This is a genomic window from Prevotella sp. AM23-5 (assembly GCF_003473645.1).
Taxonomy (GTDB): Bacteria; Bacteroidota; Bacteroidia; order Bacteroidales; family Bacteroidaceae; genus Prevotella; species Prevotella copri_A.
Window position 1 is genome coordinate 1 of sequence record NZ_QUCG01000037.1, and the last position, 12048, is coordinate 12048.

The 12048-nt window shown below is 49.8% G+C and carries 12 protein-coding genes; 5 read left to right on the plus strand and 7 right to left on the minus strand.

The annotated features are described in order from the left end of the window. Positions 1–371: 371 nt before the first annotated feature. The 4 genes from DW657_RS10105 to dapB all read right to left on the minus strand — a co-directional run bounded on the left by DW657_RS10105 (position 372) and on the right by dapB (position 3791). Positions 372–989 carry a WbqC family protein gene (locus DW657_RS10105; RefSeq protein WP_089543094.1) on the minus strand — a complete coding sequence of 206 codons (618 nt, stop codon included), beginning with the start codon at positions 987–989 and terminating at the stop codon, positions 372–374. 50 nt (positions 990–1039) lie between these two features. Next, positions 1040–1480: a signal peptidase I gene (gene lepB, locus DW657_RS10110; protein ID WP_158577350.1), complete on the minus strand. Its 441-nt coding sequence runs from the start codon at positions 1478–1480 to the stop codon at positions 1040–1042. A 35-nt stretch (positions 1481–1515) separates the two neighbouring features. Continuing rightward, on the minus strand, positions 1516–2964 hold the full coding sequence (gene lepB, locus DW657_RS10115; RefSeq protein WP_118312413.1) for a signal peptidase I: 1449 nt from the start codon (positions 2962–2964) through the stop codon (positions 1516–1518). A gap of 65 nt (positions 2965–3029) precedes the next feature. Further along, positions 3030–3791, minus strand: coding sequence for a 4-hydroxy-tetrahydrodipicolinate reductase (gene dapB / locus DW657_RS10120; RefSeq protein WP_089543091.1), 762 nt, complete (start codon positions 3789–3791; stop codon positions 3030–3032). 161 nt (positions 3792–3952) lie between these two features. Here dapB and DW657_RS10125 point away from each other — a divergent pair, with 161 nt between their 5' ends. From DW657_RS10125 to dusB, 4 genes are all read left to right on the plus strand, one after another. Then, positions 3953–4366 (plus strand): thioesterase family protein, encoded by a 414-nt coding sequence (locus tag DW657_RS10125; RefSeq protein ID WP_089543109.1) that lies wholly within the window; start codon positions 3953–3955, stop codon positions 4364–4366. 159 nt (positions 4367–4525) lie between these two features. Further along, entirely contained in the window at positions 4526–5818 is a 1293-nt protein-coding gene (locus tag DW657_RS10130) for a DUF2851 family protein (RefSeq protein WP_118312426.1), read from the plus strand. Positions 5819–5837: 19 nt separating this feature from the next. Beyond that, positions 5838–6968, plus strand: a complete 1131-nt coding sequence (gene dprA / locus DW657_RS10135; protein ID WP_118312414.1) for a DNA-processing protein DprA — start codon at positions 5838–5840, stop codon at positions 6966–6968. A 290-nt stretch (positions 6969–7258) separates the two neighbouring features. Beyond that, a complete protein-coding gene (gene dusB, locus DW657_RS10140; RefSeq protein ID WP_118312427.1) occupies positions 7259–8245 on the plus strand; it encodes a tRNA dihydrouridine synthase DusB in 987 nt (328 codons plus the stop codon). A gap of 327 nt (positions 8246–8572) precedes the next feature. Here the strand turns inward: dusB and ybeY are convergent, their stop codons facing one another. From ybeY to ruvB, 3 genes are read right to left on the minus strand one after another with little or no spacing between them, the layout of a single operon-like run. Next, positions 8573–9007, minus strand: a complete 435-nt coding sequence (ybeY, locus tag DW657_RS10145) for an rRNA maturation RNase YbeY (protein ID WP_006848933.1) — start codon at positions 9005–9007, stop codon at positions 8573–8575. Between the two features lie 19 nt (positions 9008–9026). Further along, positions 9027–9512, minus strand: coding sequence for a pantetheine-phosphate adenylyltransferase (coaD, locus tag DW657_RS10150; RefSeq protein ID WP_118312415.1), 486 nt, complete (start codon positions 9510–9512; stop codon positions 9027–9029). 42 nt (positions 9513–9554) lie between these two features. Continuing rightward, a complete protein-coding gene (gene ruvB, locus DW657_RS10155; protein ID WP_117664193.1) occupies positions 9555–10589 on the minus strand; it encodes a Holliday junction branch migration DNA helicase RuvB in 1035 nt (344 codons plus the stop codon). Positions 10590–10941: 352 nt separating this feature from the next. Here ruvB and DW657_RS10160 point away from each other — a divergent pair, with 352 nt between their 5' ends. Further along, on the plus strand, positions 10942–11913 hold the full coding sequence (locus DW657_RS10160; RefSeq protein ID WP_117664194.1) for a bile acid:sodium symporter family protein: 972 nt from the start codon (positions 10942–10944) through the stop codon (positions 11911–11913). Positions 11914–12048 lie beyond the last annotated feature (135 nt).

The window sequence follows — 12048 nt, forward strand, 5'->3', positions numbered from 1 at the left end:
ATTGGATGATAGTTGCGGATTTTAGGTATTAAATATATATATACTTATTTTTATATATGTGTGGGAGGGGGAGTATGCATTTTTGAGGTGTTAACTGTTAACCTGTTAACTCCTGATGCGGATAATGAGGGGGATGAGAGGGCATCTATGAAGACCGAGCCTAGGCATCATTGATGACAACGGGAGGTCTTAATAGAAGGCTGAAAAAGATGAAGGACAATGAGTTACGAGGCAAAAAACTATGAGTTTGGGGATAGAAAGCTATGACTTAGTTTTTTTAACTAAAGGGTGTGAGAAAAGATGTGAGAAGGCAGTGAGAAGGTGCGAGAAAGCTGTGAAAAGGCAGCGAGGCGATACTCTACCTTGATTATTTATAGGTAGAATATCGCCTCGTTTCCTTCATTGAAAAGGAGGTCCAGGATGCTCATATTCGGCTGGAAACCGTGCTTCTGTTCATAGACCTGATAATAGCGCTTGGGAGCGAATTCTGCGTCAGGAAGCGGCTTCTTTGGGCGAATCGCATCGCGGAAATCCTTGATTTCATCCTCTTCTTTCAGTTCTTTACTCTGAATATAGGCTTCGGTGATTGAAATCTTCGGACGGATGTCGAGGAGCTCTATCATCTTCTCTGTAGTCTCCATGTTGAAATCGAAGAGGAATTCGTATTTCTTCTCGAAGAAGGGGCGGATGTCGTCCTGATAATATTCGAAGAAAGGGCTCTCGCCGTAGGCGGAGAGGAGCGCATTCCAGTGGACGTGGCGCCAGTTGGCGTGGTCGGAGATGCGGATATCCTTCATCGCCAGCGATGTGTTGTGGTTCGTTGGGATGGTGAGCGAGAGGGGGCCGTTGGTGGTCGGGATGATCATACGGTTGCGATAGGTTTGCTTGATAAAGCTCTCGTGGCGCTCTATCAGGCATTCATCGTAGCGGTTCAGCTTCTGATACCACTGGATGGGACCGAAATATGTGGAAGAAAGAAGGGCTTTCAATTTTGAATTTTAAATTAAGGATTAATAATAAGGGCGAGCGATGGGATCGGCTAAAACAGCTTATACGCCTTGCCTATCATCTGATGCTTATGCACCACCTGCTGCCCGGTAGGCGTTTTCAGCAGATAGAAGCGGCAATCCTTGCAGCCGCAGCGCTTGCAGCACACCGTAGGAATGATATACTGCACCGTATCGATGCGAATCGTATCGCCCGGCTGCTTCTCTACCCTACCTATGAAATAAGCCTCAGCAACTATCTTGCGGCGCTGGTTGCGGCGCTGATACGTGACGGAATCACGGAAGACAACCACATCGCCACGATTGAAAAAATCGCAGTCAATCCTATTCACTATCACCCGGTTGCCAGCCTGCAGTTGCGGAGGAAGACCTCCCGCAGGCACCGTGAAGACAGTGAAGGCAAAGGTTCGCACCACACACACCAGGAGCAACGACAAACCTAAAGCTATTAGGAACTTAACTGCGATTTTCAAATCTATCTTTGCTTACTTGATTTCAAAAACTTCTGTTACTTGATGTTATCTACGAAGTTGAACAGGCGGTTCCAGCGGATGCCTGAGAAGCCTGGATGATCAGGACTGTGGCTCCACCAGATGAAGATAGGCTTGCCCACGATGTGATCCTCTGGCACGAAGCCCCAATAGCGGCTGTCGGCTGAGTTGTGGCGGTTGTCACCCATCATCCAGTAATAGTCGAGCTTGAAGGTGTAGCTCTTCGCCAGCTTGCCGTTGATGAAGATGTTGCCCTGGCTATCTACCTTGAGGTCGTTGCCCTCGTAAACCTTGATGCAACGCTCGTAAACAGGCAGGTTCTTCAGCGTCAGAGCGATGCTCTTGCCCTTCTTCGGAATCCATACAGGACCGTAATTATCGCATGTCCAACCAGTGTAGGCGTTGAGCGGATAAAGGTCGCCGTATCTCGCATCGGTGTTGATGGAGATGCTCTCCACGAGGTTCTTGTTCGCCTTCAGCGCCAAGTAAGCCTTCTTGGTGAGAGGAATCACGCCGCTCTGATTGTACATCAGCAGGTCTTCATTGGTGATTCCCAGCTCATCGGCAAGGTCGATAGGGAACTCGCCCTTGAGCTTCATCTTGTAGGTATACTGCACATTATCAGGCTCCTTGTTTGCCTTGCCGTCGAGATAAACGATGCGGTTCTTGATCTGCAGGATCTGACCAGGCAAACCCACGCAGCGCTTCACGTAGTTCTCGCGGCGGTCGGTAGGACGGCTGATGATGTCGCCATATTCGCCCGGCATACTGGCGATGTAGTTGCGTCCGGCAGCATACACTTTTTCGAAGTAATGGCGCTGCTGCAATGGGTTCAGCACGCGCACATCCTGCTGCTGTCCATTCTGCTCCAGAATCTGGTCACCGATAGAGTAAACCATCTGATAGTAATCATTCGCCTGATAGCGCTCCTCGTTGCAGAGGGTGTCGCCGGCAGGATAGTTGAACACTACGATGTCGTTGAGCTTCACATTGCCCAATCCCTTCACGCGGCGATAATCCCAGTGAGGCCACTCCACGTAGCTCTTCACGTTGACCAGCGGCATGGTGTGCTGGGTCAAAGGCATAGTGAGCGGTGTCTGAGGAATGCGAGGACCATAGCTTACCTTGCTCACGAAGAGATAGTCGCCCGTGAGGAGACTCTTTTCGAGAGAGGAAGATGGGATCACATAGTTCTGGAAGAAGAAGAGGTTGATGAAATAAACCGCTACGAGCGCGAACACGAGCGCATCAACCCAGCTCATGATGAAACGGATAGGACCTTCCTCATCCTTCCACCACTGCCAGTGAATCTTCTTGGTGATGTAAACGTCGAAGATGAACGGAACCACAATGAGTCCCAGCCAGCTCTCCACCCATATCAGGAAGAGGAGGTAGAGGGCGAGAACCACTGCGAACTTCGCCCACTGCACCTTCATATTAAGGTTTTGTTTCTGCTTGTCAATCATATTTTTTCTTTCTTAATTTCAGGAGAAATCCTGTTTCAAGAAATCATATTTCCGAGATTCCTGATTTAGAACTTAAATAAATCTGATGTGGTGAGCAAACCGGTATGGTTGGCTGTGAACTCAGCTGCGAGAACGGCTCCCAGAGCGAATCCCTTGCGTGAGTGGGCGCTGTGCTCGATGGTAATCATATCAGCATCTGAATCATACATCACGGCGTGGATTCCAGGAACCTCGCCATCGCGTACGCAGTTGATAACCAGGTCTTCATCGGTGATGTTTGCATCGCCCTCATCGTGATGACCATCCTCTGTCCAATAAGTAACGCCACGCTTCCAGTCCTTCTTTCTGTCGATGTTGTCGATGATTTCCTCGGCAAGAGTGATGGCTGTACCTGATGGTGCATCGAGCTTGTGCACGTGGTGGGTTTCCTGCATACATACTGAGTACTGTGGGAATCCGTTCATGATCTTTGCCAGATAGCGGTTTACGGCAGAGAAGATGGCTACTCCGATGCTGAAGTTAGAGGCCCAGAAGAGGGTCTGCTTACCATCGGCGCAGAGCTTCTCCACGTCTTCCTTATGGTCTTTCATCCAACCTGTTGAACCTGAAACCACCTTCACGTTGTGAGAGAAAGCCTTCAGATAGTTGCCGTAGGCGGCAGTAGGGTTTGTAAACTCGATGGCAACATCGGCAGAGCAGAACTCAGGACTGTCGATATCCTCAGGGTTATTCACGTCAATCTTACATACGATTTCGTGGCCACGCTGCAGGGCGATCTCCTCGATCATGTGTCCCATCTTTCCGTAGCCGATCAAAGCAATTTTCATCTTTATCTAAATTTTATTTGTTCTATTCGGCAAAAATACACATTTTTCTTCGAAAAACCTTGAAAAATCCTTGTTATTATAATAATAAATAGAAAATTTTGGTTATTTTTGCAGTGATTTAGGGCTTTTAGCCTCATTTAGTAACTAAAAAATAGAAAATGATGAGCAAATACATATTCGAGACAAAGATGGAAGTGAGGGATTACGAGTGCGATATTGAGGGCATCGTGAACAACGCCAACTATCTGCACTACATGGAGCATACCCGCCATCTCTTCCTGAAGGAATGCGGCCTCAGCTTTGCCGAAATGCACAATAAGGGTGTGGATGCTGTGGTGGCGAGAATGAACCTGCAGTACAAGGTTCCGCTGCAATGCGATGATGAATTCCTTTCGCGCCTGTGGCTGGAGAAGCAGGGCGTGAGATACGTCTTCCATCAGGACATCTTCCGTGCCAGCGATGAGAAGCTCTGCCTCAAGGCAACCGTAGAGCTCGTCTGCCTCATCAACGGCAAGCTGGGCAACAGCGAGGATTACGACAAGGCATTCGAGAAATATTTCTCATCCCAAGGTTAACAGGTTAACAGCTGATTTTTCAATACCCCTTCCGCACACGAGCGAAAAACTTGCACCATCAAAGGACAAGCATCAAGCTTGCGATTTCTGCAAAAGAACAAGCATCAGAACTTGCGATCCGAAAGAGGCAATCCTATAAACCATAAAAGCCGAAACAATATGGAGCAACTACTTCACTACGTGTGGAAGCACAAACTCTTCCCACTCTCCCCTCTTTCCACCACCGACCACAGGCAGGTGGAAGTCATCGACCCCGGATTGCACAACCGCAATGCAGGACCCGATTTCTTCAACGCTAAAATCAAGATTGCCGGAACCCTTTGGGTGGGCAACGTGGAGATTCACGACAAGGCGAGCGACTGGTATCTTCATGCTCACGACAAGGACGAAAGATACGACAACGTGATTCTGCACGTCTGCGGCAACATAGATACGGAAGCCCGAAACTCCAAGGGTGCCCCGTTGACGCAGATGCAGCTCGACATCCCCGAGAATGTTTTCAAGCACTATCAGGAGCTACTCACCATCGACCAGTATCCTCCTTGCTATCAGATAATTCCATCGCTCACCAAGCTCACCGTTCACTCGTGGATGAGCGCCCTGCAAACCGAGCGCCTCTCGCAGAAGACGGAGGCGATAGAGGAGCGCGTGCGCCGCTGCAACGGCGACTGGGAGAATGCCTATTTCGTAACCCTGGCCAGAAACTACGGCTTCGGAATCAATGGAGATGCTTTTGAGCAGTGGGCGCTGAAACTGCCTCTGAGGGCGGTGGATCATCACAGAGATGACCTCTTCCAGATAGAGGCTATCTTCATGGGGCAGGCGGGATTGCTGGAGCTGAACACCATCCCCGAAAGATATCAGAAAGACGCCCTGAACGACGGGTATTTTGCGAGATTGAGAAATGAGTATCTTTATCTCTCGCATAAGTTCTCGCTGCAGCCGATGGATTACAAGCTGTGGCGATTCCTGAGACTCCGCCCGCAGAATTTTCCTCATATCCGCATCTCGCAGCTTGCCAATCTTTACTATAACCGCCGTGCGGGGCTTAGCCAGCTGCTGGAGGCCACCACGGTGAAGGAGGCGAAGAAGGTGCTTGCCACCAGCGTTACGGAGTATTGGGAAACCCATTATACCTTCGGCAGCACGAGCATCCGCAACGAGAAGCACCTCTCCCCTTTCTCACTCAATCTGCTCATCATCAACACCGTGGTTCCCATCCTCTTTGCCTACGGCAGGCATCGTGGCGAGGAGAAATACTGCGACCGCGCCTTCGATTTCCTGGAGGAGCTGAAGGCGGAGAATAACCACATAGTAAGGATGTGGCAGCAGTGTGGATTGGAGGTGGAGAACGCCGGGGACAGCCAGGCGCTTATCCAGCTGAAGAAGGAATACTGCGACAGGAAGGAATGCCTGAGGTGCAGGATTGGGTATGAATACTTGAAGAGATAACTAATTATTTTTTAAGATTATGGCTGACCAACAGGAAATATTAAATACTATACTCTTAACAAGGCTGAATTATTTCAGCCTTGCAGGAATGCTGGAGCTATACCGAAAGGTGGGCTCCGCCACGCTCATCCTTGAGCATAAGAACAACCTCAGAGACATCCTGCCCGATGCCTCGGATAAACTCGTGAACGCTATCCAAAACTGCGACGAGGCCCGAAAACGGGCTGAAGAGGAACTGGAATACGACATAAGATATGGTATCGAACCGATAACGATGAACGACGAACGTTATCCGCAACGACTCAAGGATTGCGATGATGCGCCGCTCATGCTCTTCTATAAAGGCAACGCCAACCTGAACCAGCAGCGAATCATCAACATCGTGGGAACCCGTCACTGCACTCCTTACGGCGAAGACCTTATCCGTCGCTTCATTACGGATTTGAAGCAGCTGTCTCCTCGTGTCTTGATAGTGAGCGGCCTGGCTTATGGTGTGGATATCGTGGCTCATAGACAGGCGCTCGCCAGCGGCTACGAAACCGTGGGCGTACTGGCTCATGGTCTCGATGACCTCTACCCCCGTCAGCACCGGGAAACGGCTGCAAAGATGATAGAACAGGGCGGTTTGCTCACCGAATTTCTTACCCGTACGAATGCAGATAAGATCAACTTCGTGCGCCGCAACCGAATTGTGGCAGGAATGTCGGATGCCTGCATCCTAATAGAGAGCGCTGCTCACGGCGGAGGCCTCATCACCTGCGATATTTCGCAATCCTACGGCAGGGACGTCTTCACCTTCCCGGGCAGGATAGGCGATTACTACAGCGAGGGCTGCAACAACCTGATTCGCAACAACGGCGCCACGCTCATCACCAGTGCCGAGGATTTCGTGAAGGATATGCGCTGGCAGGATGACGCCACCCTGATGCGAGCCAAGCAGCAGGGCATCGAGCGCAGCCTCTTTCCGGAGTTATCACCCGAAGAGGAGCTTATCATCAACATTCTCTCGAAGACCAATGACCTTCAGATCAACATCATCAGCGTGAAATCGAACATCGACATCTCCCGCCTCACCTCCCTCCTATTTACGCTGGAAATGAAGGGAATCATCCGCACCCTGGCAGGAGGAATGTATCATCTGCTGAAATAGACGTCTATGGCAGAAACACATACCCTGAAAGGCAGAAACGCAAAAAGAACGCCCTGAAAGGCAGAAACGCAAACAGAACGCCCTGAAAGGGCAGAAGCTCCTAGCCCAGGGCAATCGCCCTGGGTTATAAACAGCAGCAGCAATGCGCCCTGTAAGGGCAAAAGCTTAAAATCATCGTTTTAAAAATTGAAAATATCTGCGTTTTATTTTGTTTTGTCTCCAAATTGCATTAACTTTGCAGCCGCAAAAAAGAAAAGAGCTTTCACCTCTTGCCAAACAAAAAGAATAAGATGAAAATAGGTAATATAGAATTTGGGCCTCAGCCCCTCTTCCTCGCTCCGATGGAAGACGTAACGGATATTGGCTTTCGCATGCTCTGCAAGCGATTCGGAGCTGCCATGGTTTATACTGAGTTCGTATCGGCGGAAGCCTTGGTGCGAAGCATCAAGAGCACAGTCAGCAAGCTTACGATAAGCGATGAGGAGCGCCCTGTAGGCATTCAGATTTACGGCAGAACCACCGAGGATATGGTGGAAGCTGCAAAAATCGTAGAACAGGCGAAGCCGGATGTGATTGATATTAACTTCGGCTGTCCGGTGAAGAAGGTTGCCGGAAAGGGTGCGGGAGCCGGAATGCTCCGCAATATTCCACTGATGCTGGATATTACAAGAGAGGTGGTGAAGGCGGTAAACGTACCCGTAACCGTGAAGACCCGACTGGGTTGGGATTGTGAGAACCTCATCATCACCGAGCTTGCCGAGCAGCTACAGGATTGCGGAATCCAGGCACTCACCATCCACGGCAGAACCCGAAGCCAGATGTACACGGGAGAAGCTGACTGGAGCCTCATAGGTGAGGTGAAGAACACCCCCCGCATCCATATCCCTATCATCGGCAATGGCGATATTACGACCCCGGAGGAAGCCAAGCTTGCTTTTGAGCGTTACGGCGTAGATGCAGTGATGATTGGTAGAGCCACCTTCGGAAGGCCTTGGATTTTCAAGGAAATACGCGATTATCTGGATAATACGGGTGCAGCCCCGTTAACCGTAGATGAGAAAATCGACCTCCTGGAAGAACAGCTTCGCATCAACGTGGAGCGCATCGACGAGTACAGAGGCATTCTCCACACCCGTCGCCACCTGGCCGCCTCCCCTATCTTCAAGGGCATCCCTGATTTCCGCCAGACGAGAATCGCCATGCTGAGAGCCACGACCGTGGAGGAACTGAAAGAGATATTGAAAGAATGCCGGGAGAGAATCAAGGCAATACAATAATGCAAACGCCCTGTAGGAGCAAAAGCCTCGTATATAAAAGCTTTTGCCCTTACAGGGCGAATCCGTTATATCTTCCTTGTACCCAGGGTGTTGCCCTGGGCTAAGAGCTTGCTGGGCTTTCAGCCCGCTTCGTTAACCACATTAAGAGTTAACTGTTCATCTTGACGATCAAGAGTTAACAGGTTAACAGTTAACAGCTGATTTTCTATACTTCGCCCGAGAAGTCCGAAGAGGGAATGTATCTCTAAATATTGGAAACTTAATTCCAACATCAAAGGAATAGCTTCCCAATATCGAAGGGCTTTACTTCTTCAATATCAAAGGGCTTTACTTCTTCAATATCGAAGCACCTTCGAGCAGGGCTAGTGCCTTGTTCTCGTTCTCCTCCATGATTTCTCGCTCTCCCGGACCTTTGTCATTGATGCCGCAGAGGTGCAGGATGCCGTGGATGATGACGCGGTGAAGCTCATCATCGTAGGTCTTGCCAAACTGCTCGGCATTGGTGCGAACGGTATCGAGCGAAATCACGATGTCGCCGTTAATCACATCATCCTCATCATAATCGAAGGTGATGACATCGGTATAGTAATCATGACCCAGATACTCGTTGTTCACTTCGAGAATCTTCTCGTCATCTACAAACATATAGCCTATCTCTCCCACCTTGCGGCCATGAGAGGCAGCCACCTTGCGAATCCAGGCACTGGTGTCGCGCTTCTTGATCTTTGGCATTTTCACGCCATCTACATTGTATGTTATCATACGCTTCTTCCTCCTATTTTTATTTTATTTTTGGTAAAAATTCATCTACTTCTCTTCCGAAGAACCTCAATTCCCTCACCAGCGTTGAGCTGATGCTGCTGTATCTTGGGTCGGAAAACAGCAGGATGGTTTCTACGCCGCCCAACTGCTTGTTGATGTCAGCCTGCTCTCGCTCGTACTCGAAATCCTTGGCAGAACGGACGCCGCGAACTAGGAACCTGGCTCCCAGGCGATGCGCCAGGTCGATGGTGAGGTCATCGTAGGCAACCACTTCCAGGCGGTGGCCCTTGGATGCATCCTCCGCATCTACCAGCTCTGCACATTCCTTCGGGAAAACCTTTCTGATATCTTCTACACGCTTCGAGATTTCCTCGCTGGCGTGCTTCAGCTTGCTCATCGCCACTGCAATCACGAGCTTGTCAAACATCGGCAGAGCACGCTCCGCAATGTTCTGATGTCCTATCGTAAATGGGTCGAATGTACCCGTAAATATTCCTATCTTCATTACTTGAACTTTATGATTACTTTGAACTTTGAGATTCGAACTTTATTCAAACAGGTCGCCCTGCAAGATATTGCTTCCATACGGATTCCTGCCGAGATGATCATAGGCAAGCTTGGTTGCCATTCTGCCTCGTGGCGTACGCTTGATGAAGCCTTCCATGATGAGGAATGGCTCGTAAACCTCCTCTACGGTGCCGCCATCTTCGCCGATAGCCGTGGCAATGGTGCTTACGCCCACCGGACCTCCACGAAACTTGTCGATGATGGTGGTGAGAATCTTGTTGTCTATCTCGTCCAAGCCATACTGGTCGATGTTGAGCGCCTTGAGAGCCATCTGGGCAATCTCGTAAGTGATGGTTCCGTTACCCTTCACCTGGGCGAAATCCCTGACTCTTCTGAGCAGCGAGTTGGCGATACGAGGGGTTCCACGCGAGCGGCGGGAGATTTCCACTGCCGCCTCATCTTCTATCGGCACCTGCAGGAGCATGGCACTTCGCTTGATAATCTTCTGAAGCGTCTCCGGGTCGTAGTATTCCAGATGCAGATTGATTCCGAAACGGGCACGGAGCGGAGCTGTGAGAAGTCCGCTACGGGTGGTGGCTCCCACGAGGGTAAACGGATTCAAATCTATCTGGATGCTGCGTGCCGAAGGCCCCTTGTCTATCATGATGTCGATGCGGTAATCCTCCATCGCCGAATAGAGATACTCCTCTACCACTGGCGAGAGGCGGTGGATTTCATCGATGAAGAGCACATCGTTAGGCTCCAGGGAGGTAAGGATACCTGCCAGGTCGCCCGGCTTATCGAGCACAGGGCCTGATGTAATCTTGAAGCCCACACCCAGTTCGTTGGCGATGATGTTACTCAATGTGGTCTTACCCAGTCCCGGAGGACCGTGCAAGAGGGTATGGTCGAGCGGTTCGCCACGATACTTGGCAGCCTCAACAAAGACTTCGAGATTATCCACCACGCCATTCTGTCCGCTGAAGTCGGAGAACTTCAGTGGGCGCAGTGCTTTCTCGAATTCCTTTTCGGCAGGCGAAACCGTCTGTTGTCTTATATCAAAATCTTCGTTCATTCTATGACTATTATCGATAATATGGGTGCAAAGTTACACATTTGTTGCGGAATTAAAGAAGAAAAGCCGAATTATTTTGCCTCAGATTTTGCACAATCCAAGAAGATTCGTGCAGATTCGTAAGCTCGAACTAACAAAAATGTTATAATTTGATATTTAATTATTAAATAATTTGCTTATTCGGTAGAAAAGACGTACTTTTGCACCCAATATTGAAAGCGAGGAAAGAAGGAGGAGAGGAGAGAAAGAAGAGAGATCGTCAAAGACAATCAACCAAGAAATCGTCAAAGACAATCATCCCGGAGATTGCAAATAAGAGAGAAATATCAGGATTTTAAAAAGAAATAGAATTATGCTAAAGTTTTTTCAGGGGCTCAGCAAGCTGCTGGCCAATTACACCTCTATTTTCGTAATAGGTGTAGCAGTATTCACATTCTTCTTCCCACATACCTTCGACTGGGTGCGCGGAACTACTCAAACCGTCATTCTCGGCATCATCATGCTCACCATGGGCTTGACCCTGACCACCAACGACTTCAAGATTCTGGCTCAGCGCCCGCTGGATGTCTTCATCGGTGCCTGCGCCCAGTTCATCATCATGCCGGGCGTGGCTTACACCCTGGTGCACGTCTGGCATCTTGATCCAGCCCTGGCACTCGGAATCCTGCTGGTGGGATGCTGTCCGGGCGGAGTATCGAGCAATATCATGAGTTATCTCTGCCATGGCGATGTGGCTTTCTCCGTAGGAATGACCTGCGCCTCTACGATTCTTGCGCCAGTGATGACTCCGCTGCTGATGAAGATTACGGCAGGCGAGATTATCCATGTAGATGCTGTGGGAATGTTCATCAACATTCTGATAGTTACGATTATCCCTGTGGCCATCGGCTGCGCTTTGAATTATATCTATGGCAAGAAGGATTGCTTCCCTACCATTCAGAGTCTGATGCCGGGCATCAGCGTAACCTGTCTGGCGATTATTGTGGGAGGTGTGATCTCTACGGTTCACGATGACTTGGTAGCTCGTGGTTTATCGCTTTTCCTCTGGACTTTTGCCGTGGTTTTCTGCCACAACACCCTGGGTTATCTGCTGGGTTGGCTTGCCGGGAAGCTGGCGGGCTTCAATACTGCCAAGAAGCGTACCATCAGCATTGAGGTGGGAATGCAGAACGCCGGTCTTGCCACGGTTCTTGCTGGCAACTTCTTCGCCGCCCAGCCCCTCGCCGTATTGCCTTGCGCCATCAGTTGTGCCTGGCACAGTATTTCGGGCACCATCCTTGCCGGAATCTATCTGAAATGGGATCACATGCATGAGAAGAAGTAAATGAATTCAGAGAGGATTCATGAATTCTTACAGAAGCAAATATTGAGCAGCACGCCCTGAAAGGGCAGAAGCTCCTAGCCCAGGGTAACACCCTGGGTTAAACATACAACCAACAAAACGCCCTGTAAGGGCAAA